This window comes from Flavobacterium pygoscelis, assembly GCF_023162025.1.
GTDB lineage: Bacteria > Bacteroidota > Bacteroidia > Flavobacteriales > Flavobacteriaceae > Flavobacterium > Flavobacterium pygoscelis.
The window spans coordinates 59,201-82,120 of sequence record NZ_JALNUB010000004.1 but is presented as its reverse complement, the minus strand read 5'-3'; the positions used below and the strand labels follow the sequence as shown (position 1 = coordinate 82,120).

Annotated in this window: 24 protein-coding genes; 6 read left to right on the top strand and 18 right to left on the bottom strand. The window is 32.5% G+C overall.

The annotated features are described in order from the left end of the window. Nucleotides 1–134 precede the first annotated feature (134 nt). The 9 genes from MW871_RS07095 to rsfS form a co-directional block, all read right to left on the bottom strand. Nucleotides 135–1,322 (bottom strand): aspartate aminotransferase family protein, encoded by a 1,188-nt coding sequence (locus MW871_RS07095; protein WP_248428070.1) that lies wholly within the window; start codon nucleotides 1,320–1,322, stop codon nucleotides 135–137. A 16-nt stretch (nucleotides 1,323–1,338) separates the two neighbouring features. After that, nucleotides 1,339–2,994 carry an OstA-like protein gene (locus tag MW871_RS07090; RefSeq protein WP_248428069.1) on the bottom strand — a complete coding sequence of 552 codons (1,656 nt, stop codon included), beginning with the start codon at nucleotides 2,992–2,994 and terminating at the stop codon, nucleotides 1,339–1,341. A gap of 442 nt (nucleotides 2,995–3,436) precedes the next feature. Further along, a complete protein-coding gene (locus MW871_RS07085) occupies nucleotides 3,437–4,210 on the bottom strand; it encodes a superoxide dismutase (protein ID WP_282454599.1) in 774 nt (257 codons plus the stop codon). A 7-nt stretch (nucleotides 4,211–4,217) separates the two neighbouring features. Further along, complete coding sequence (locus MW871_RS07080) at nucleotides 4,218–4,487, bottom strand: acyl-CoA-binding protein (protein ID WP_210643935.1); 270 nt, start codon at nucleotides 4,485–4,487, stop codon at nucleotides 4,218–4,220. After that, nucleotides 4,487–5,140, bottom strand: coding sequence for a phosphatidylserine decarboxylase family protein (locus MW871_RS07075; protein ID WP_188049829.1), 654 nt, complete (start codon nucleotides 5,138–5,140; stop codon nucleotides 4,487–4,489). Before MW871_RS07075 ends, MW871_RS07080 begins: the two co-directional genes overlap by 1 nt. Continuing rightward, on the bottom strand, nucleotides 5,130–6,020 hold the full coding sequence (locus MW871_RS07070) for a phosphatidate cytidylyltransferase (protein ID WP_248428068.1): 891 nt from the start codon (nucleotides 6,018–6,020) through the stop codon (nucleotides 5,130–5,132). Before MW871_RS07070 ends, MW871_RS07075 begins: the two co-directional genes overlap by 11 nt. A gap of 1 nt (nucleotide 6,021) precedes the next feature. Then, a complete protein-coding gene (locus tag MW871_RS07065; RefSeq protein WP_188049831.1) occupies nucleotides 6,022–6,624 on the bottom strand; it encodes an LUD domain-containing protein in 603 nt (200 codons plus the stop codon). Nucleotides 6,625–6,739: 115 nt separating this feature from the next. Further along, a complete protein-coding gene (ftsH, locus tag MW871_RS07060) occupies nucleotides 6,740–8,665 on the bottom strand; it encodes an ATP-dependent zinc metalloprotease FtsH (RefSeq protein WP_188049832.1) in 1,926 nt (641 codons plus the stop codon). 19 nt (nucleotides 8,666–8,684) lie between these two features. After that, a complete protein-coding gene (gene rsfS, locus MW871_RS07055) occupies nucleotides 8,685–9,056 on the bottom strand; it encodes a ribosome silencing factor (RefSeq protein WP_188049833.1) in 372 nt (123 codons plus the stop codon). Nucleotides 9,057–9,151: 95 nt separating this feature from the next. Between rsfS and MW871_RS07050 the strand changes: the two genes are divergently transcribed. Next, complete coding sequence (locus tag MW871_RS07050; RefSeq protein WP_248428067.1) at nucleotides 9,152–9,880, top strand: biotin--[acetyl-CoA-carboxylase] ligase; 729 nt, start codon at nucleotides 9,152–9,154, stop codon at nucleotides 9,878–9,880. A gap of 74 nt (nucleotides 9,881–9,954) precedes the next feature. Here the strand turns inward: MW871_RS07050 and MW871_RS07045 are convergent, their stop codons facing one another. Together MW871_RS07045 and pyrE are read right to left on the bottom strand one after the other, a co-directional pair. Next, nucleotides 9,955–10,347 (bottom strand): SRPBCC family protein, encoded by a 393-nt coding sequence (locus tag MW871_RS07045; RefSeq protein ID WP_188049835.1) that lies wholly within the window; start codon nucleotides 10,345–10,347, stop codon nucleotides 9,955–9,957. A gap of 18 nt (nucleotides 10,348–10,365) precedes the next feature. Beyond that, nucleotides 10,366–11,013, bottom strand: coding sequence for an orotate phosphoribosyltransferase (gene pyrE / locus MW871_RS07040; RefSeq protein ID WP_188049836.1), 648 nt, complete (start codon nucleotides 11,011–11,013; stop codon nucleotides 10,366–10,368). Between the two features lie 7 nt (nucleotides 11,014–11,020). Between pyrE and MW871_RS07035 the strand changes: the two genes are divergently transcribed. Further along, complete coding sequence (locus MW871_RS07035) at nucleotides 11,021–11,617, top strand: NUDIX hydrolase (protein ID WP_248428066.1); 597 nt, start codon at nucleotides 11,021–11,023, stop codon at nucleotides 11,615–11,617. Nucleotides 11,618–11,733: 116 nt separating this feature from the next. Here MW871_RS07035 and MW871_RS07030 read toward each other — a convergent pair whose 3' ends face one another. Continuing rightward, on the bottom strand, nucleotides 11,734–13,464 hold the full coding sequence (locus MW871_RS07030) for a M14 family metallopeptidase (protein ID WP_248428065.1): 1,731 nt from the start codon (nucleotides 13,462–13,464) through the stop codon (nucleotides 11,734–11,736). 135 nt (nucleotides 13,465–13,599) lie between these two features. On the opposite strand from MW871_RS07030, the gene MW871_RS07025 reads away from it, so the two are divergent. Beyond that, nucleotides 13,600–14,946, top strand: coding sequence for a DEAD/DEAH box helicase (locus tag MW871_RS07025; RefSeq protein WP_248428064.1), 1,347 nt, complete (start codon nucleotides 13,600–13,602; stop codon nucleotides 14,944–14,946). A gap of 222 nt (nucleotides 14,947–15,168) precedes the next feature. Here the strand turns inward: MW871_RS07025 and MW871_RS07020 are convergent, their stop codons facing one another. The 4 genes from MW871_RS07020 to MW871_RS07005 all read right to left on the bottom strand — a co-directional run bounded on the left by MW871_RS07020 (nucleotide 15,169) and on the right by MW871_RS07005 (nucleotide 18,114). After that, nucleotides 15,169–15,747, bottom strand: a complete 579-nt coding sequence (locus MW871_RS07020; protein WP_210643921.1) for a PhnA domain-containing protein — start codon at nucleotides 15,745–15,747, stop codon at nucleotides 15,169–15,171. 195 nt (nucleotides 15,748–15,942) lie between these two features. Continuing rightward, entirely contained in the window at nucleotides 15,943–16,398 is a 456-nt protein-coding gene (gene coaD / locus MW871_RS07015; protein WP_188049841.1) for a pantetheine-phosphate adenylyltransferase, read from the bottom strand. A gap of 39 nt (nucleotides 16,399–16,437) precedes the next feature. Next, on the bottom strand, nucleotides 16,438–17,130 hold the full coding sequence (locus MW871_RS07010) for a DUF421 domain-containing protein (RefSeq protein WP_248428063.1): 693 nt from the start codon (nucleotides 17,128–17,130) through the stop codon (nucleotides 16,438–16,440). Between the two features lie 9 nt (nucleotides 17,131–17,139). Further along, the gene (locus tag MW871_RS07005; protein WP_248428062.1) at nucleotides 17,140–18,114 is read right to left on the bottom strand and encodes a D-alanine--D-alanine ligase; all 975 of its coding nucleotides are present in this window, start codon (nucleotides 18,112–18,114) and stop codon (nucleotides 17,140–17,142) included. A gap of 194 nt (nucleotides 18,115–18,308) precedes the next feature. On the opposite strand from MW871_RS07005, the gene MW871_RS07000 reads away from it, so the two are divergent. From MW871_RS07000 to MW871_RS06990, 3 genes are all read left to right on the top strand, one after another. Continuing rightward, nucleotides 18,309–18,911 carry a PASTA domain-containing protein gene (locus MW871_RS07000; RefSeq protein WP_188049844.1) on the top strand — a complete coding sequence of 201 codons (603 nt, stop codon included), beginning with the start codon at nucleotides 18,309–18,311 and terminating at the stop codon, nucleotides 18,909–18,911. A gap of 10 nt (nucleotides 18,912–18,921) precedes the next feature. Further along, complete coding sequence (locus MW871_RS06995; RefSeq protein WP_248428061.1) at nucleotides 18,922–19,965, top strand: RluA family pseudouridine synthase; 1,044 nt, start codon at nucleotides 18,922–18,924, stop codon at nucleotides 19,963–19,965. Nucleotides 19,966–20,188: 223 nt separating this feature from the next. Then, on the top strand, nucleotides 20,189–20,743 hold the full coding sequence (locus MW871_RS06990; protein WP_248428060.1) for a C40 family peptidase: 555 nt from the start codon (nucleotides 20,189–20,191) through the stop codon (nucleotides 20,741–20,743). 288 nt (nucleotides 20,744–21,031) lie between these two features. Here the strand turns inward: MW871_RS06990 and cysK are convergent, their stop codons facing one another. Beyond that, nucleotides 21,032–21,946, bottom strand: a complete 915-nt coding sequence (gene cysK, locus MW871_RS06985; protein ID WP_248428059.1) for a cysteine synthase A — start codon at nucleotides 21,944–21,946, stop codon at nucleotides 21,032–21,034. A gap of 5 nt (nucleotides 21,947–21,951) precedes the next feature. Continuing rightward, a complete protein-coding gene (locus MW871_RS06980) occupies nucleotides 21,952–22,788 on the bottom strand; it encodes a serine O-acetyltransferase (protein WP_248428058.1) in 837 nt (278 codons plus the stop codon). Between the last annotated feature and the right edge of the window lie 132 nt (nucleotides 22,789–22,920).

The window sequence follows — 22,920 nt, the reverse complement described above, 5'->3', positions numbered from 1 at the left end:
AAAATAAATTTCAGTTTCTAAAATAAATTCCTTAAAAACCTTAGATTCTAGCCCTGATAGAAGTGAAAATCCTTTTATGGCGGGTTTCGCCATAAAAGATTGTAACGGATAGCAGGAATAGCTCCTAAAAATAATTATTCTCTATTGAAAATCTCGTCCATAACCTCTAGAATAATTGCGCAACCTTCTTTAATTTCTTCATTAGAAATGGTAAGCGGTGGCGTAATTCGTATTGCTGTACCTTCAAAAAGTAGCCAAAATAAAATAAGCCCTTTGTCTTGACATTTCAGAATTACTTCATTTGTGATATCGGCGTTTTTTGTCATAGCGGCCAACATTAAACCTTTTCCTCGTACTTCCTCTATCAAAGGATGTACCAAAAGAGATCTGTATAGTTTTTCTTTCTCTAGGGCTTCTGCCATTAGATTGGTCTCGGTAATTTCTTTCAAAGTGGCCAAACAGGCTGACGCTATGACAGGATGTCCACCAAAAGTAGTGATATGTCCTAGTTTTGGATTTTCACTTAATAAATCCATACGTTCGGCTGAAGCTGTAAAAGCACCAACCGGCATTCCGCCACCCATTCCTTTTCCTATAACGAGAATATCGGGAACGACATCGTAATTTTGAAATCCAAAAAGTTTTCCTGTTCGTCCAAAACCGGGTTGAATCTCATCTAAAATCATCATGGCACCAACTTCATCACATCGTTGGCGTACTTTTTTTAAAAAATCATTATGTGGTTGAATAAATCCAGCACCTCCCTGAATAGTTTCCAAAATAATTCCGGCAGTTTTGGTTGTTATTTTTTGTAAATCAGCTTCGTTATTGAATGTGATAAAATCAACATCAGGTATTAAAGGACGAAAAACTTGTTTTCGTTCTTCAAAGCCCATAACACTCATCGAACCCATCGTATTGCCATGATACGCATTGTGACATGAGATCAATTGGCCTCTTCCCGTGGTTCGTCTTGCTAGTTTTAAAGCTCCTTCAATAGCTTCTGTTCCAGAATTTACTAAATAGGTTTTGTCTAATGAAGATGGTAGGAGTGAAGCCAGTAATTTGCAATATTCAACTGCTGGACTTTGTGAATATTCTCCATAAACCATTACGTGTGAATATTTGTCGAGTTGGTCTTTGATCGCTTGATTTACTCTTGGATGTTGATGTCCAAGCGGGCAAGCAGAAACTCCTGCTACAAAATCTAAGTATTTTTTATTATTGGTGTCGTAAATATAGGAGCCTATGGCGTGAGAAACTTCCATTCCTAAAGGATAGGGAGAAGTTTGTGCTTGATACTTTATAAAATCAGTGTTCAAAACGTTTTGTATTAAATTATTTTACTTTTCCTTTTTTTGGAGTCTGTGGACTTTTCTTTTTATCATAATTTAAAGTCTCTTTCCTTATCTTCATAGGAACATTCTCTAAGGCTTTTTCAGATTTTTTTGCCTTAGCTAGCAGCTCATTGTCTTCATCTTCTTCTGGTGGGAAAATATCATCTTTAGATTTTATTCTTTCTTCTCCTCGCCAAACTAGTCCTCTTAGTTTCCGTGCATTTTCTGGGAGATCTTTTTCTGGATAAATATCACCATCTACTTGATTGAAAAAAGTAATTGTTTCTATTTCATTTTTTTCTAAAAGAAGATTTATTTTGCTACTTACATTTTTGTTGATCCCAATAAGATCTTTGGCATCATTTCGCATGTAATAGATGACTTCTGCATTTTTGATAATATCAACATCGCGCAGTTTACCTTCAAAAAATTTACCATAGAGATTTTGACCTTTAACTTGGTTATAACCAGTTCCTAAAGTATCTTTTGAAACCAAAAATGTATTGTTAAGTACTTTGAGTGAATCTAATTTTTGGGTTGTATTATTTCCTATTAGGTGCATAATGTCTCCCGTAATCTGACTTTCGCCATTCCAAAGTATTGGATTGCCGATCATTTTTGTCAATGCAATTTTAGAATCAGAATGAATTGAATCACATTTTCCGCTCATATCCGTTTTATAAAAACGCACATTATTAAAGGCTCTGATGATGCGATTTCCTTCTTTTCCAGTAACCATTAGTTTTTTTCCATGAATATAAACCGAATCATTTTCGACAAAGTTTACTGCAACAGCTCTTTTGGTTACAAAAACCGAATCCTTTTTTTTATACATTTCAGCATAATGTCCTTTAATGATTCCGCGGTTGATTGAATCAGTAATTTTTACATTTCTCGTTGCCGATGCAAATTCTCGATTTCGATCATAGTATAAACTATCGCCTTTAATCACTCTATCATCGTATTTAATATAGGATTTATTCAAAAAATGGGCTAAGTTTTTTTTGGTATCGTAAAATCCTTTTTCAGTGTAAATATAATTGGCTTTACTGGTAATTGTTGAAGGCCCAAAGAGATAGGAGTGTCCTGAATTACTAAAATAATCAAGGTGATTCGATTTAATTACGTAGGTCGGATTTGTTATAGTTACAGCAGTTAAAAACTGAAATTTCTTTTGATTAACATAGTATCTGCCGGCGTTACTTTGCAAGGTATTGTCTTTATTGGTTATCGTGCCAGGAGTTTCATAAAAAGCTTCCTGAGTGTTACGATCAAAATTGATTGTCTCTGTTACTAATGTTGCGTCTGGTGAGCTCATTACTGCATCTCCGGTAGCATAGGCTTTTTTTGCATTCCCATTATACTCAGCATATTTACTATTTAAGAATAAAGTGTCACCTTGCACCATTTGTACATTACCAAATGCTTTAATGTAATTTTCCTTTTGAAAATAGTAAGCTTTGTTGCAAGTCATAACAATTCCATCGTGATTCACGCGAACATTTCCAACAAGCAGCAAAGCATCTGGAGTTTCTGTTTGATTTACATCGGCAAAATCAGAATTTTCAATAATAATTTTTTTCGGGGCTTGTGCCAAAACTACATTTGTAATTAGTAGTACGAAACAATAACGAACGAAAAACAGTGATTTTTTCAAAGGATTTAATTTTTGTCAAATTTATGAAAAAGGATACAATCCTAATCTATATTAAGATTTATTTATAACAGGTAAATACCCAATGTTAAGTAGTTTAATTATATACTAAAGTTTGTGTTTAATTAAAACCTAAATTAGAAGTGCGTTACATAAATTAAGAGCTTCATTTTCTAATAATTCAATCGATGAATTGCTTAAAAAAAAATAGAACAACAGAGGTTTGTGTTTTTATTTTAAATTAAAATACTCACACAATACAGAGCATTAAAATTATGCTATATTAAAAATGCTTTTGTAGATTTTTTGAAAATAAGTGGTAATAAAAAAATAGAACAAAATTATTTTTACTACTAGTGTTGATTTTTTAAAATTGTAAGTAACGATTATAAAAAAAATACTGTTACGTTTCCGTAGCAGTATTTTATATGTTCAAAAAAGAGAATTATTTTTTTAATGCAGCTTCATAAAATTCTTCTACTTTTTTCCAATTAATATTGTTAAAAAAGTCATCTACATAATTAGCTCTTTTGTATTGATAGTCTAAATAGTAAGCGTGTTCCCAAACATCTAAGGCTAATATTGGAGTTCCAGGAACAGCTGCATTTCTCATAAGAGGATTGTCTTGATTAGAAGTGCTGGTAACTTGTAGTTTGCCTGTTTTATCAACTATTAGCCAAGCCCATCCAGACCCAAAGTGTTTCGTTGCTTGATTTTTGAAAGAAGTACTAAAGGTACCAAACGAACCAAAATCTTTAATAATCGCTTCTCCTAAAGTTCCATTTGGCTCACCTCCTGTATTAGGAGCCATACATTTCCAATACAGCGAATGGTTGTAATAACCACCAGCATTGTTCCGAAGTGCTTCGTCATTAGGGTCTAATTTAGATACTACTTCTTCAATTGTTAGGTTTTCTAAAGGAGTTCCTAATAGTGCTTTGTTTAAGTTATTAGTGTAAGTTAAATAATGTTTTGAATAATGAATTTCTAATGCAGTCGCTGATATATCCGGTTTTAAGGCATCATAAGGATAAGGTAATCTGTCCATTTGAAAAGATCCCTCATCTGCTCTTACATCATCAGGTGATCCCATTACTACTTTTTTTTCTACCGTAGTAGGTAATGGAACTTCAACAACTTCAATTAATTTTTTTTCATTACAAGAATTTAAAATACCCAAAAAAGAGACTAACGGAATCCAAAAATATAATTTTTTCATAATTAGATTATTTTTTAAATAACGAATGAATCATTTCAATATATTGTTGCTTGGCTTCATCTATACTAAGATGACTGATCTGCATCCAAGCGTTCGTCTTAAAAGCATCTCTCAAATGATAGGATGAATTTTGTTTTAGATCCACAGTTCCTAACGTAGCTTGTTTGTATGAAGCATATAGGCGCAATTGAACATCTTGTGGTAAAGATGCCTGAGTCATTTTAGAAGCTATTTCAACAGCTTCTAAGAATTGAGTATCTAAATCTTTCTGAGTCATTACTGTTTTGTAGCTATAACTGTTTTTCCACCTACTGCCACTTCATTTAAAATAACATTTATTGGTGTTCCTAATGGTAAAAAAATATCCACTCTTGAGCCAAATTTTATAAATCCTGCATCTGTACCTTGAACTACAGTTGTACCTTCTTCTGCATAATTTACAATTCTGCGGGCTAAAGCTCCAGCAATTTGACGGTATAATACTTCTCCAAAAGTATTATTTTCTATGACAATTGTCGTTCTTTCATTTTCTTCACTAGCTTTTGGATGCCAAGCGACTAAGAACTTTCCAGGATGATATTTGCTGAATTTTACTAAACCGCTAAGTCCATAACGTGTTACATGTACATTTATTGGTGACATAAAGATAGAAATTTGTAATCTTTTGTCTTTAAAATACTCACCTTCGTATACTTCCTCAATAACCACAACTTTACCATCTACTGGTGCAAGTATTTGACTATCGTTGATGATAACATTTCTTTTAGGATTTCTAAAAAATTGTAAAATGATAATGAGCACTAATAATGCAGCTATCTGTATGACCATTTTAAGCCAATTGGTGTCAATGAAATTATCAGACAATAAAAGTACAACAGCAGTAAAAATAGTGCCTAATAAAATAGATTGGGTTCCTTCTTTATGAAACATAGTTTAAAATTTGGTAAAACAAAAAAATAATTGGTGCTACAAATATAACACTATCTAAACGATCTAATATGCCTCCGTGTCCTGGCATTATGCTTCCGCTATCTTTTACACCCGCAATACGCTTGAATTTAGATTCGATCAAATCTCCTATTGTGCCCGCTATTCCTACTATTACAGCAATAGAAGTCCATATAAGAATTGATCTGTCGCTGTGTTCAGGACTGGCTTTAATATAATATTTTGATATCAAATAACCTGCTAAAACTGCAAAAATAATTCCACCAAGGAATCCTTCCACTGTTTTTTTAGGAGATATTTTCTCTAATAACTTCGTTTTACCAATAGATTTGCCTACTATATAAGCAAAAGTATCGTTGGTCCAAACCAATATAAATAATCCTATTATTATTTTAGGGTTGTAATCTTTTACTCCAAATGAAATTTTAGTTATAAAGATAAAAGGAAGTATGATGTAACCTAGTAAATAAAGATATTTAGAAGAGTTACTTATTTTTTGAATGTTGTCATAAAATAAGAAAAGAATACATTTAAGAGAAACCACTAAACATATTACAAGTAAAATAATATTTAAAGTTTCAATATTGATTGTAAAAGCAAACTTTGTATTAAATATATGATTTAGATTTTCTGTAGTGCTTTTATTGTAATGGCTAAATAAAGTCACAGTAGTATATAAGATAGTCCCAAAAAGAATTGGAAATACTTTATGTATTTGAACCAAATTGCAAAATTCATAAATTGCAATTATCAGAAAGATTCCAAATAATATAAAAAAGGTTTCGGTTGAATATAAAATAGAAACCAATAATAATACGATATATACAGCTCCTGATATAGCCCGTTTTAAAGTTTCATTCATCTTATAGGTCTTCTAAAAGCAATAAATAAAGGTTCTTTGCAGAACTTCCATATTGTGTAAAGTCTTCTTCTTTGACTTTTTCAAAATATTTTATAGTAGTGATGTTGGTTGGGTAGTCTCTTTCATATTTTTTTTTGATAGCACTTAAGCCATCACTTTTAGCTCCAATGATTTGACTTGTTTTAGCTAAAATAATGATGTTGACTGGTAATTCGTTTGGCTTATTTTGTTTGATTTGTTTTGATGAAAATAGGATAGAGCCTTCATCTGCAATTAAATTTTCACAACTAGCAAAAATAAATTTTGGATTTAAAGGTTTTTCATAAACAAGCTTGTTATCATCAAGCATAGTATATAGAGCAGGTTCATAACAAAGTACTTCACTTTCAAACCAATCGTTTTCTTCTAAAATATTTTCAAATTGCTCTTTTACTTCATCAGCATTTTCGCAGTATAAAAATTTACCTCCATTTTTTTTGAAATTAAAGATAAATGTCTCGTCTATAGAGGTAGTGTTTTTAGTAAAGGACTCACTAAATTCACTTTCTTTTTCTTCATCAGAAGCTAGATTGCTAGAACCAAAAAATTTGCTAAAAAGACTCATATACTTTTAAACTGCTTTATTTGTTATTTGAAAACGTCCAAAGATAAAAAAATCTTAATTCAAAAGAAGCTTTTGAATTAAGATTTTGTAAATAATGTAAATATTGATGTTATTTTTATGAAACTACTTCTTCTAGATTTTTATCCCAATTTCTTTTTCCGAAGATTGCTTCTAAATCATCCTTAAAAATAACTTCTTTTTCAATTAAAATATCGGCAAGTTGATTCAACTTGTCTTTGTTTTCTTCTAATATTTGAATGGCTCTTTTGTACTGACCTTCAATTAATTCTGATATTTCAGCATCAATTATTTTTGCAGTCTCATCAGAATAAGGTTTAGAGAAGTTATATTCACTTTGTCCAGTTGAATCGTAATAAGTAACGTTTCCTATTTTTTCATTCAATCCGTAAATAGTAACCATCGCACGAGCTTGACGTGTTACTTTCTCTAAATCACTCAATGCACCTGTAGAAATTCTATCAAAAGTAACTTTTTCAGCTGCTCTTCCTCCCATTGTAGCACACATTTCATCTAACATTTGATCTGTTCTTACAATTTGTCTTTCTTCTGGAAGGTACCAAGCTGCTCCTAAACTTTGTCCACGAGGAACAATAGTCACTTTAATTAACGGTGCTGCATGTTCTAGCATCCAACTTACGGTTGCATGTCCAGCTTCATGAATAGCAATTGCTCTTTTTTCTTCAGGAGTGATAATTTTATTTTTCTTTTCCAAACCACCAATAATTCTATCAACTGCATCAAGAAAATCTTGTCTATCTACTGCTGTTTTGTTATGACGAGCTGCTATAAGAGCTGCTTCATTACATACATTTGCGATGTCAGCACCAGAGAAACCTGGAGTTTGTTTGGCTAAGAAATCTAAATCTAGACCTTCTACTTTTTTGATAGGAGCTAAGTGAACTTGAAAAATTTCGGCTCTTTCTCTAATGTCTGGCAAATCAACAAATATTTGTCTGTCAAATCGACCTGCTCTCATTAAGGCTTTGTCAAGAACATCAGCTCTATTGGTTGCTGCCAAAACAATAACATTAGAATTAGTTCCAAAACCATCCATTTCTGTAAGCAATTGATTTAGTGTGTTCTCACGTTCATCATTTCCGCCAGACATATTGCTTTTTCCTCTAGCTCTACCAACAGCATCTATTTCGTCAATGAAGATAATAGCGGGAGATTTTTCTTTAGCTTGTTTAAACAAATCACGAACACGTGATGCACCTACACCTACAAACATTTCTACAAAATCAGAACCTGATAAAGAGAAAAAAGGTACTTGAGCTTCACCCGCAACAGCTTTCGCTAATAAGGTTTTACCAGTTCCTGGAGGACCAACGAGCAAGGCGCCTTTTGGTATTTTACCTCCCAGATTAGTATATTTTTCAGGGTTTTTTAAGAACTCTACAATTTCTTGTATTTCTTCTTTTGCTCCTTCTAAACCAGCTACATCTTTAAAGGTGGTTTTGATATCTGTTTTTTCATCAAATAGTTTTGCTTTTGATTTTCCAATATTGAAAATCTGACCACCGCCACCACCGCCGCCGCCAGACATTTTTCTCATGATAAAGATCCATACGGCAACTATGATAATTATTGGTAACAAGCTCATTAAAATATCTGACCAATTGTTTTTAGGTAAAAAATTGAAATCTTTCAACTTTCCTTCAGCAACTGCTTTTTCTAATTTTGTTTGAAAAATTTGATCATTACCAATATCAAAAGTGTAATGAGGTCCTTTATTAGGTCTGTCAAAAACATCTTTAGAAACTTTTTTATGTTCAGCCTCTTTTAATGCAGCAGCATTCAGATATACTTCTGCTTCTGTTTTGTTGTAAACAGTTACTTTTTCTATTTGACCTTTTTCTAAATAGTCGTTAAACTTAGAAGATGTCAATTGTCCCGGTTCATTAATATTAGAACCTCCAGTTATGAAACTTATAAATAAGAAAATTAACAGTATTGCAGTATAAATTAACCACGGACTTACCTTGAACTTATTTGGATTTGGATTATTTTCTTTAGCCATTACTACGGATTATGTGTCTTTAGTATTTGTTTTCAATGGTTGTTATTTTTGCATCGCCCCATAAACTTTCGATGTTGTAATATTCTCTGATGTGTTTTTGGAACACATGTACAACAATATTTACGTAATCCATTAGTACCCATTCGGCATTGTCTGTTCCTTCAACATGCCAAGGCTTGTCTTTCATTTCTTTTGAAACTATTTTTTGGATTGAGTTGACAATGGCATTTACTTGTGTATTAGAGTTACCATTGCAAATGACAAAATAATCACAAACTGCTGTGTCTATTTCTCTTAAATCAAGTACAGTAATATCATTTCCTTTTACTTCTTCTATTCCGTTAATGATATTCGCTAATAGGATGTCATTATTTATCGTCTTTTTCGCCATGAATTATTTTTATATAAGTTTGTAAAGTTACCATTTTTTGTGATTATTTTTGAACCTTAACAGAATATTAAATTCTGTTGATCAAAAAAGGTATAATGAAACTAATCAAACTCGATGCCATAGATTCAACAAATGAGTTCTTAAAGGCTTTATCGAACAAACAAGAGCTGGAGAATTTTACTGTCATAACAGCTGAGAATCAAACGAAAGGAAAAGGACAGATGGGTTCTATATGGGCTTCCGAAACGAGTAAAAACTTAATAATGAGTATTTTGGTTAAGGATTTTTTATCTGATATTAATCAAATTTTCAATCTCAATATTGCCATTTCTCTTGCTGTAATTGAAGTTCTAGAAACTTTAAACATTCCTAATCTTAGTATTAAATGGCCTAACGACATTATGTCATATAACAAAAAGATTGGTGGCATTTTGATTGAAAATAGTATAAAAAGTGACGGAAACATTGTTTCAATTGTCGGTTTAGGACTCAATGTAAATCAAACTAATTTTGAAAACTTACCAAAAGCATCTTCTTTAGCGGTTATTTGTAATAAAGATTTTAATAAAGAAAAGCTACTTTTTTCTATTGTTGACTGTTTGGAAAATAAAATAAAGGGATGTACAAATAAAAAAGATTTCTTGTGGGAAAGTTATAGTAATAAATTATTTAAAAAAGGAATTCCGATGCCTTTTTCAGATCAAAAGAAAAATCACTTTATGGGAATTATTCAAGGAGTTTCTCAAATTGGTAAGTTAGAAGTTATCTTGGAAGATGATACTGTTTCTGAATTTGATATTAAAGAAATCCAAATGTTGTATTAATAAAAAAGGAGAAAAAATAGACACTTTCGTGAAATTTTTTTCTCCTTTTAGTTATTGTTATAATGTTTTGAAACTTATAATTTATGCATATTGCTTGCTAAAGTTTCGATAAACTTACTAATTGGTCCTTTGATCATCATTGCCATCATTGGGTTGAAATCTCCTTCAAAATCAAGCTTTACTTCACTTGATGAATCTGATACACTTTCTATGTTTGCAACTAAAGTAAAAGGAAGTTTATCACTTGCCGCTCCTAAAACCACTTTGTTTGGCGCGACTTTTTCCTTCATTTTTAGTTTAATTTCTGGCATTCCTTTTAATCCAAAAATAAAAGCATCTTCACCAATTACTTCAAATTTAGCGATGTTTTCTGGCATTAACGTTCCGAAATTTTTTACATCCGTTAATAAGTCAAATAATTCTTGAGCTGATTTTTGAACGCTAACTTTAGGGCTTTCTAAGTTCATCATTTTATATTTTGATTATTATATTTCAATATTCCAAGTAGATGGACTTACATTCCATTCTCTCAAGGTTTGTTCCTCTTCTTCTGTAATGTATCTTTTTGCAACTGCCAAATTCAATAGATTTTGGTAATTACTTAAAGTAAATAAATCAATATTTGCGGATTTAAAATTTTCTTCTGCAACATTAAATCCGTAAGTGAATATTGCAGCCATACCTTTTACGTTGGCACCTGCTTCACGCAAAGCCTCTACTGCAAGTAAACTACTATTTCCCGTACTAATCAAATCCTCTACTACAACAACATTTTGTCCTTTTTGTAAAAAACCTTCTACTTGATTTTGTCTACCGTGTTTTTTAGCTTCTGGACGTACATAAACGAATGGTAATCCCATGCTTTCTGCAACTAGAATACCAATACCTATTGCTCCAGTGGCAACTCCAGCAATAACATCTGGTTTTCCAAATTGTTTCTCAATGTTTTTCGAAAATTCATCTCTAACATAATTTCTTACTGCTGGAAATGAGAGAATTAATCGATTATCACAATAAATTGGCGATTTCCATCCAGAAGCCCATGTAAAAGGATTTCTTGGATTCAATTTAATTGCATTTATTTGCAAAAGGAATTCGGCTGTTTTTTCGGCGGTTTCTTTATTAAAAATCATAGTACAAATGTATAAAGTTTTTGTTAACGACAAGCCACTTTTTTTGACAAATCACATCTCTAAGGAGACAGATTTTCAATTATTTCTGTTAGAGAGTATTGACATAGAGCAACTTATCGTCAAAATATTTCAAAATAAAATTAATAAAGCTTATTTATATCATCCTGATGAAAGCTTGATAATGAAGACTTTAAAAGCTAAAATTCCTGTTTGCAAAGCAGGAGGAGGCTTAGTATATAATAAAAAGGGGGAAGTGTTATTCATTTTTAGAAATGGAAAGTGGGATTTACCTAAAGGAGGTATAGAAAAAGGAGAAGAAATTGAGGATACTGCGATGCGTGAAGTAGAGGAGGAGACTGGGGTAAATGGTCTTACGATTTCGCATAAACTTCAAAAAACGTATCATGTTTTTAGAAGAAATGGGAAGTATAAGTTAAAAATAACCCATTGGTTCGAAATGCAATCTGATTTTGAAGGGACTCCAAAAGGCCAATTAGAAGAAGGAATTGAAAAAGTCGCTTGGTTAAATCCAGTGCAAATCAAAGAAGCATTAAAAAATTCCTACGAAAACATAAAATTATTGTTTGAAGAAGAGAGTATTTAGTACTATTTTATTTTTAAAAAAGTACATTAGTTTTAAACACGTATTTCACACATTTTCGCAAATTAATATTTGAAAATGAATGAAATACGTTTTTTTTATCTATTAAAAATAGAATTTTATTTTAAAATTCGATAGACTGGATATTGTAAATGTGCAGCTTCATAGTAAATAGAATGTTTATAAATCCAATCCAATTGCGCTTCTGGATTCTTTGAAAAGTTGGTATCGCTTTGCATTTTTTGCTGTAATTCGTCTTTTAGTTTTGGATTTTCTTTTAATATTTTAGCAGCAGTATCTTCAAAAACATAGTCAGAATACCCTTCTTTTTGTTGCAATATCGTATCGAAAAAATTCCAATTAAAGAAAGAATCAATCGCTTCGGGTTCTAGAGTTTCTAGTAAATATTTTATTCCTTTTTGACTTGTTGTAATCAAATAATCTCCCTTAGCAAAAGCCATTTTCTTAATTTGCGATGTGGTAGTCGTATTTCTATGTAAATAATGTCCTTCATAAGCGGAATTGGTCGTTTTAAAATCAGCAATTCTGTAACTTTCCACTTCAATTACAGTGTCTTTTTTTAATTCTTGCATTGCAATTCCATTGCCTTTTAATAAATCAATAATATCCCAAAATCCTTTGGGAATTACGTAAGATGTTGGTATTATAATTTCTTTTGCAGATTTGTACTCTTTGCTAAATGGTACTTCTTTTTTGTAAGGTTTTGTACGATCGTAAAACAAACGATTTCCTGAGGTAACCTCACTTTTTTTGTGGCTGCCTTCATAACCTAAAAAAGAGAACGGAATTACCTTTGTAGTATCAATTTCCCATTTTATCGTATAGGATTTTTCAGGTTTATATTGTTCTTCATTTTTTAATCTCATTTGTTTGATTTTAGTATAATTATTATCAGTAAAATCAATTGCGGAGCGCATATATTCATAGGTTACTTTTACACGGTCTGCATATTTTTTTAGCATGTGCGTTTCTACTACAAAACCAATGGTGTTAAATAAAGATGTGTAACCCGTTGCATATCTTGGACTTTCAAAAAACTGAGCAAAACCTTTGTCTGGCGTATCAGAAAAGGCATTTACATATGGAGTAGTTTCGATTCCCTTTTTTTGTAAATCGGTTACCAAAGCCGGCATCATTTCACTATTCAAAAAATCGCCTAATACATTCCCTAATTTGTTGTGCTGGGTCATGATATAAGTCAGTTTGTATTGATAATCGGCGCCATTGCTAACATGATTATCAATAAAAACATCTGGATTGATTTTGTGAAATATTTCGACAAAACTTTTGGTGTTCCTAGTATCTGACTTTATGAAATCTCGATTTAAATCATAGTTTCTAGCATTTCCTCTAAAACCATAGATTTCTGGACCCTCTTGATTCGTTCTTGTGGTCGAATTTCTGTTTAGAGCGCCTCCAATATTATATACTGGAATGCAAACGATAACCGTGTTTTTTGGAGCTTTAATTTTGCCTAAAGCCAAATCTCTAAACAATTGCATACTCGCATCAATTCCGTCGGGTTCTCCGCCATGAATTCCGTTATTCAATAAGATTACGGCTTTGTTTTTATTGATTTTTTCAAAGTCGAATTGCTTTTCGGGATTATAAATTACAATATGTAATGGTTCTCCACTATCTGTTAAACCCATTTTTTGCATTTTTATAGACGGGAAATCATTAGATAATAAAGTGTAATAGGAGATTGTTTCGGTATAACTTGGCGTTTGATTTCCGTTGCCCTTTTCAAAAAAGGTATCGTATTTATTTGTTTTTTGTGCCAAGACACTAATTGAAAAGAGTAGAATAAGGAGCGTGAAAAATCTCATACTTTGATTTTTAAATTGATTATCAAATGTAGCAAATTTTATACTGTTTTTATAAGCAATGCTATTCTCTTAAACGCCCTATTTAAAACAAATGATAATTTAAAATTTAGAATTACCTTTGCACAAATAAAAAAAATGAATACGAAACACCATTCCAACAATATACTTTTGAATTTAGGCATCGAAAGCCTGAATGAAATGCAAGAAGTTGCTCAAGACGCGATCTTAAACGATAGTAATGTATTATTACTATCGCCAACGGGCTCTGGGAAAACCTTGGCCTTTTTGTTGCCAATTCTTGAAATGTTACAACCAGAAATTCTATCAGTTCAGTGCTTAATTTTAGTTCCTTCACGTGAATTAGGATTACAGATTGAGCAAGTTTGGAAAAAAATGGGTACTGATTATAAAGTAAATGTGTGCTACGGCGGACACTCCATTGATACTGAAATTAAGAACTTAAGCAATCCACCAGCTGTTTTAATAGGAACTCCAGGAAGAATTGCAGATCATATTGATAGAGGAACTTTCCGCTTAGATAAAATTCAAACCTTGATTCTAGATGAATTTGACAAATCATTGCAATTGGGTTTCCATGAGCAAATGTCATTCATTATTGGAAAATTGACGAAATTGAACAAACGTGTTCTAGTTTCAGCAACTTCTGATATTGAAATTCCAAGATATACAAGAGTGGTAAATCCTACCATTCTTGACTTTATTCCCGAAAATGAACAAGAATCAAACCTTTCGATGAAAATGGTAGTTTCTAAGGATAAAGATAAAATAGGAAGTTTGTTCAACTTAATTTGTTCTTTGAAATCAGAATCTGCCATTGTTTTTTGTAATCATCGTGATGCTGCAGAACGCATTAGCGATACCTTGAACGAAAAAGGAATTTACGCTACCTACTATCACGGTGGTATGGATCAGGATGAAAGAGAGCGCGCTTTAATTCAATTCCGTAACGGAAGTGTGAGTTATTTAATCACCACTGATTTAGCGGCTCGTGGACTTGATATTCCCGAGATGAATCACGTGATTCATTATCATTTACCTGCTAAGGAAGATGAATTTACGCATAGAAATGGTAGAACAGCTCGTATGTTAGCTTCTGGAACGGCATATATTGTTGCGCACGAAAGTGAGAAAAAAGCAGATTATCTAGATTACGGAATGCCTGTTTTTAATGTTGAAAATGCAACTTCATTACCAAAGCCACCTCAATTTCAAACGATTTACATTAGTGGTGGAAAGAAAAATAAATTGAATAAAATTGATATAGTAGGTTTCTTTTCTCAAAAAGGAAAACTGGAAAAAGGCGATTTAGGATTAATTGAAGTCAAAGATTTTATCTCTTTTGCGGCGGTTAAATTCAATAAAGTGAAAGATCTATTGCACGCGATAAAAGATGAGAAAATGAAGGGTAAAAAATTCAAAATCGAAGTAGCAAGAAAAGTTATTAAGAAAGAAGAGGAATAGATTATTGATCAGTTTTGAAAAGTCTTCATTCCAATTATTTTGTCATGCTGGAAGTATCCCTATAAAGTTGCTCTACATTGTTGAGACGCTTCCCGCAAGACAATTGTAGTAGCGTTTATTGATTTAAAATAGCATAAAAAAACGTTAGTAGTCTAAATTTAGACTGCTAACGTTTTTTTTATTTTTACTCAAAAATGATTACTAACTATCAATCACTAAAATTTATGTTTTCTTAACGTATTGAGTAATAATTACAATTGTTTGTCCATCTACTTTTCCTTCAATATATTCAGCGTTTTCATGGTCTAATCGAATGTTACGCACTGCGGTTCCTTGTTTAGCAACCATGCTCGATCCTTTTACTTTCAAATCTTTAATCAGGACAACGGAGTCTCCGTGTTCTAAGATTACGCCATTACTGTCACGATGTATAATTTTGTTTTCGTCATCTTCTCCTTCACCTGTAGCTTGAGCCCAAGCCAAAGTATCTTCATCTAAATACATTTGATCTAGTAATTCTTGTGGCCATCCAGCAGAACGCAAACGGCTTAACATTCTCCAAGCCACAACTTGTACCGGAGTTTGTTCGCTCCACATGCTGTCGTTTAAACATCTCCAATGGTTTAAATCTACATTTTCAGGGTTTTCTATTTGATCAACACAAGTGCTACAAGCCATGATACTTTCATCAAGCCCACCTTTTTTTGTTGGCAATACTTCGTACACTTTTAGGTTTTCGGTTGCGCCACAAAGTTCACATTTAGATCCACTACGTTTGCTTAATTCTCTTTCTATGCTCATTATTTGATGTCTTTATTTTAGGCGAATTTACTGTTTAAAGATTGTCTTCGCAAATTATAGTAGTTTTGATTGAATATATTAATAAGTACTGTTAGAATTATTCTGCTGATTATTAAATCAATAGTGTTTGAAAAAAAGAAGACGCTTTCTGTGTGACAAATACACCACTTAAAGTTTTTATTAATTACTGTAAAACTATTTCATTCTAACCGCACTAGGAACCAGCAATTCATATTGTCCGCCGTTTCTAAGAACGTCTCTAACAATGCTTGAACTGATGTAGGAAGTTTTTGCTGCAGTTAATAAAAATACAGTTTCTATTTTTGCCAAACGTCTATTAGTGTGTGCAATAGCTTTTTCAAATTCAAAATCGGCGGGATTTCGCAAGCCACGAAGAATAAAATTAGCTTTGACTTTATGACACAAATCAATGGTTAATCCTTCGTAAGTAATGACTGAAACTTTAGGCTCATCCTTAAATGTTTCTTCGATGAATCGTTTTCTTTCTTCAAGTGAAAACATGTATTTTTTTTCGGCATTAACACCAATAGCAATTACAATTTCGTCAAAAAGGGAAATGGCTCGATTAATTATATCTTCATGTCCTAAGGTAATTGGGTCAAAAGATCCCGGGAATATTGCTTTTCTCATATTGTATTATAGTCTATTGGTAAACTGATTTACGTTAAATTATGATTTACGAATGGTATTTAATGAAGCTACCCATTCTGATTTATTACAAGCATCACAGGTAGCCATTCCCGCTTTTTGCTGTATTGTATTTCCGCAAAAAGTGCAAGAATAAAGCCCTTCATTAGGAATAACACTGTTTTTTTGATTGAATAAATGGGGCAGAATTGGCAAACCTGATTTTACCTTATCATCTTCATAATAAAAAACACTTATTTCGCCGCTGGTTTCCATAAATGCACTTTTTATTTGTCCTAAGTGTTCGATAGATTTTAATCTAAGTTCCGAGAAAAATTCATCTTGTGCTAAACTTTCTTTTTTGAAAGATGCAATCGAAAATTTTCCTTCCTGAATCAAACACTCTGTTTTTCCTTCTATAAACTCTTCGAATTTCTTGCTTTTTCCGGTAAACCAAGTGACTAATCGATACAAAAGGATAATGACAGTAAATACGGTAATAGCTGGAATTATTCCCACATCTTCATAAAACATTGGGTCTCCAGCTGCTGATCCTAGAGCAATTATTATTACAGTTTCAAAAACAGACAATTGTTTTACGCCGCGTTTTCCAGCTACTTTTAAGGTTAACAATAAAACGATAAACATTACTACAGAGCGAAAAATGACTTCTAAAAGAAAGGATTCAGGTAAACCATTGAATAATAATCTATTCCATTCAAATATTTCTTTCATAATAGAAATTTAGTTGTTTAAAGCCAATTCTATTGCGTTTGTGAACAAATCTTCTAGTGAAATTCCTGCTGCTTTTGCTTGTTGTGGAATCAAGCTTTCTGTGGTTAATCCGGGAATGGTGTTCATTTCAAGCATGAACGGTTCACCATCTACAATAATAAATTCACTTCTAGAGAACCCTTTCATTTTTAGGATTTCATAAGCGCGTTTTGCTATTTCGCCTACTTTTTGCGTCATTTCATCAGAAATTCTGGCTGGCGTAATTTCTTGTGATTTTCCTAAGTATTTTGCTTCATAATCAAAGAAATCATTATCTGATACTATTTCTGTAATGGGTAATACAGTTACGATTCCTTTGTAATTGATAACTCCAACCGAAACTTCAGTTCCGTCTAGGAAACTTTCTATAATGATTTCGTTGTCTTCTTTATAAGCCACTTCAATTGCAATGGGCAATTCGGCAGCTGTTTTTGCTTTAGAAATTCCGAAACTTGATCCTGCTTTATTTGGTTTTACAAAACAAGGTAAACCCACTTTTGCTACAATCTCGTCCGTATTGATTTTATCCCCTTTGTTTAAGTAATAGGAAGTTGCTGTTTTGATTCCGTATGGTTTTAAAACCGATAATAGATCTCTTTTGTTGAACGTTAAGGCAGCTTGGTAGTAATCGCAAGAGGTTTGTGGAATGTTTAAAAGTTCGAAATACGCTTGCATTAAACCATCTTCTCCAGGTGTTCCGTGAATGGCATTAAACACACAATCAAAAGTGATTTTGGTCCCAGCGACTGTTACGGAAAAGTCATTTTTATCGATTGCGAATTCTGTATCGCTTGCATCTACATAAACCCATTTTTCTTTAAAAATATGGATGCGGAATGCGTTGTATTGGGTTTTGTCTAAGAATTGATAAACAACGTTTCCGCTGATAAGTGAGATTTTATATTCGCTAGAATATCCGCCCATGATGATGGCAATGTTCTTCATTTTTGAAAGATATAGGTTATGAAAACGTTTTCTTTTTTTAGCCCCGATAGCAGTGGAAATCCTTTTTATTGGCCTTTTGGCCCATAAAAAGATTGCAACGAATAGCGGGAAATAGCTCCAGAGAGTATTAAACAAAATTATCATTTTTTTTGAAACGAAATAGCTTTATCTTTGCGACATCTAAAAATAAATTTATGAGTTTACGTAAGTATCTTACTAGCCGTGTTTTTGTAATACAAGTACTAGTTGCTTTTGCCATTTTGGCTACTTTGGGTTATTTGTTTATGCATTGGTTGACTTTTACAACCGATCACGGTCATGAAATTGCAGTTCCGGATTTGCGAAAACTGACTGAGGAACAAGTGCAGACGAAACTTGATGAATTGGATTTAGACTACGTTCTTTTGGATAGTGTGGATTATAGAAGCGATTTCCCCCAATTTAGTGTGGTAGAACAAGATCCAACTCCAGGCACTAAGGTTAAAGTAGGTCGAAAAATATACATAAAAATTAATACTTCTGGATTTTCATCAGTTAAAGTTCCTGATTTAATCGAAAAAACGTATCGTGAAGCGGTGCCAACATTGAAAGCTTTAGGACTTGATGAAGGAACAGTTACTTATGTACCTAATTTAGGAAAAGATATGGTGCTGGAAATGCGTTTTAAAGGACGAAATCTAAAAGTAGGCGATAGAGTTCTAAAATCATCTAAAATTGATTTGGTTTTGGGCGACGGAAAAATGAGTTATCAAGAAGAAGAAAATGCAGCGGATACACTAAGTACGCCAATAGAATAAATACCAATTAATGAATAATACTGTAGATACAATAGATTTAGAAGACGAGTTATATGAACATTTTAGATTTGAAGTTCCTAAAGGCCAAGCGGCTTTACGAATTGATAAATATTTGATGGGATTGATCCAAAATGCAACTCGCAACAAAATACAAACTGCCGCAACCGAAGGGAATATCTTTGTAAATGATGCGACGGTAAAATCAAATTATAAGGTGAAAGCAAATGACGTAGTTCGTGTGATGCTGACTCATCCTCCTTACGAAAACCATATCATTCCAGAGAATATTCCGCTGGATATTGTTTATGAAGATGATACTTTATTGCTGATAAATAAATTGCCAGGAATGGTTGTGCATCCTGGTCACGGGAATTATACAGGAACTCTGGTTCATGCTTTGGCGTATCATTTTGATAATTTGCCAATGAATAGTAGTGAGCGTCCTGGATTAGTACATCGAATTGACAAGGATACTTCTGGTTTGCTAGTTATTGCCAAAACAGAAGCTGCTATGACCCATTTAGCAAAACAATTTGAAGCGAAAACTTCTGAAAGAGAATATGTAGCTTTGGTTTGGGGAAATGTAGCTGAAGATCAAGGAACGATCGAAGGAAACTTAGCGCGCCACTTGAAAGACCGCATGCAAATGGCTGTTTTTGCTGATCCAGAAATAGGAAAGCCTGCCATTACACATTACAAAGTTTTAGAGCGTTTTGGATATGTAACTTTGATTTCATGCCAACTAGAAACGGGTAGAACACACCAGATTCGCGCGCATTTAAAACATATTGGTCATCCTCTTTTTAATGACGAGCGTTATGGCGGTCATTTGATTTTGAAAGGAACTACGTTTACCAAATACAAACAGTTTATAGACAATTGTTTTAAAGCGTTACCAAGACAAGCCTTACATGCTAAAACATTAGGTTTTGTGCATCCTACAACGGGTGAATTAATGCGATTTGATACCCAATTACCACAAGATCTACAAGATTGTATTGAGAAATGGAGAAATTATTCTAAGTCTCATGGAACTGATGAAGTAGAAGAATAAGATTAAAAAAAAGCTCCGTTATGGGGCTTTTTTTATAGAAATAATTTATTACTATTCATTATTTTTTCTTTTATAAATGTTGTTTTTTACCTCGTTTAATTCGAATTATATAATTTAATTAGATTTGTAACGTTGAGATAAGTACTTTTCTTTTCTTATTTAATTTTAGAATATAAAATTTCTTTTGTTTAAAGCTATATTTTTTTTTATTTAAATTTTTAATATGACCTATAAAAATATCCATTTTTTTAAATTCAGAATCGTTTTTTCTTTAGTACTATTTTTGTTTTTAACGGATGCGTATTCCTCTGCAAAAACGGGAATTTGTAAAAAGGTGCACTATGAAATAAATAGTAAAGACAAATTAACTGAGCCAATTCAAAACGAGTTGTCTTTAAGAGATAAGATTATCAATTACGGAAGAGGTTTGCTAGGAACGCCTTATGTGGCAGCGGGTTGCAGTGCAAAAGGTTTTGATTGTTCTGGATTTGTTTATTTTGTATTTAATCATTTTAATATAAAAGTTCCCAGAAGTTCTTCGCAGTTTAAAAATTTTGGTAAAGAAATTGCTATCGAAGAGGTTCAAAAAGGAGATATACTGTTGTTTTTGAGTCCTACCAGAAATGTTATTGGTCATGTAGGTATTGTTACAAATCCGAAAGGCTTGGATAGTGATTTTATACATTCCTCGTCAGGTAGTGAAATGAAAGTGATAGTTACTAGTTTAAAAAAACCAGGTTATGCAAAAAGATTTGTAAAAGCAGTACGGGTTTTGTAATGTGGACCTAATTTTATGTTTGAATCTTTTTTTTTTCCATTACAAACACGTAGAAAAGTGATTTTTTTTAATTTTAAAAACAATTACACTGCACTCTATTTTTACTATTTTATTTATATTAAGTCCTATTTTTTAATTTAGAAATTATTCTTTTTCTAAAAACTCTTTGAAAAATATAAACCTCCGTAAATGCTGTTTTCTAAAAGCAGATTTACGAAGGTTATTTGATATTAAAAGGCATAAATGTAGTCGTTATGCAATCCGAGTAATACTTGTTTAATTGACTGCTTATACAAACAATCCCTCAACACTTAAGTAATGTTCTCCTGTGTCGTAGCAAAAAGTTAAAACTGTAGCATTCTCAGGAATTTCTGTTAGTTTTTTAGCTACTGCTGCTAAAGAAGCGCCAGAAGAAATTCCAACAAACATTCCTTCTTCTTTTGCGGCTCTTTGTGCATAAGTAAAAGCATCGTCTTTACTCACTTGAATCGTTCCGTCTAATAAATCGGTATGCAAATTAGCAGGAATAAATCCGGCACCAATTCCTTGAATAGGATGCGGACCCGGTTTACCACCACTAATTACTGGAGAGACTTCTGGTTCTACAGCAAAAACTTGTAAGTTGGGAAAATGTTGTTTTAATATTTCAGCACAACCAGTGATATGACCACCGGTTCCTACGCCAGTTATCAAATAATCCAATCCATCAGGAAAAGCTTTGATGATTTCTTGAGCAGTAGTTTTTTTGTGAATATCAATATTTACAGGATTGTCAAATTGAAGTGGTGACCAAGCATTTGATAATTCGTTGACTAATTCCTTTGCTTTTTCAATAGCGCCAGTCATTCCTTTTTCACGAGGTGTTAAAACAAATTCAGCTCCGTACAAACTCATTAATCTACGTCTTTCAATAGACATCGATTCTGGCATTACTAGTACTAGTTTGTATCCTTTTACAGCAGCAACCATAGCTAGTCCAATACCGGTATTTCCTGATGTAGCTTCTATTATTGTTCCGCCTTCTTTCAACAGTCCTTTTTGTTCTGCATCTTCAATCATGGCAAGAGCAATTCTATCTTTTATGCTGGCTCCAGGATTGGCACGTTCTAGTTTTATCCAAACGTTTTGGTTTGCCCCAAATAATTTATTTATTTTTACATGTGGTGTATTGCCTATTGTTTCGAGTATGTTATTGTATTTCATAATATTTATATTGAGAAAAAATTAATTTCTTTTATTTCTTGTTGATTTAAAACAGTGTTTTTATTGGATTGCATTACAAAAGAATAGGGATTTAGACTTTTAGTTACAAAAGTATTTCCACCAATAATACTGTGATTCCCTATTATGGTGCTTCCGCCAAGAATAGTAGCATTTGCATAAATAATCACATGATCTTCTACAGTAGGATGTCGTTTTTTTTCTTCCATGCTTTTTTCTACTTGCAGAGCTCCCAGAGTCACTCCTTGATAAATACTTACGTGTTTTCCTATGATGGTAGTTTCGCCAATCACAATTCCTGTTCCGTGATCAATGATAAAGGGAATACCAATAGTTGCTTTTGGATGAATATCAATTCCTGTTTTGCTATGCGCATATTCTGTCAGTATGCGAGGTAATAAGCAATTTGTTAATCCCGAAATAGCATTGGCAATCCGGTACACTTCGATAGCGAAAAAACCAGGATACGAGTTAATAATTTCTTGAATGCAATCGGCTGCGGGATCAGTGTCTAAAATTGCTTGCGCATCTTGCTGCATCGCCGAATATAAATCTGGAAGTTTACTATAAAAGGCAGCTGTTACTGCACGACTTTTAGTGGATGTTTTATCTTTATTAATTTCAGTTAAAATAGCTGTAAACTTTGCTTTGTTTTGTTCTAAAAGTAGTTCGATTTGAATGGTTTCTAACGCTTTTTCGGGAAAAATAATTCGGAATAAATCATCTAGCCAACTAATGATTTTAGAAGAATCGATAGCTCTCACCCAATTTTTATTTTGGTTTTCGTGGAGTATATTAGAGAAGTTGTGTGTTTCAGTGTTCATCAATTGTATAATAAATTCAATATTTAAGGAGTCAAATGACTTAGAACACAAAGATAGAATAGAAATTAATAGTTTTTTAGATACAGTTTGTAAATATATGTTAAGATGTTAATCTTAGAAAAGAATCAAAAT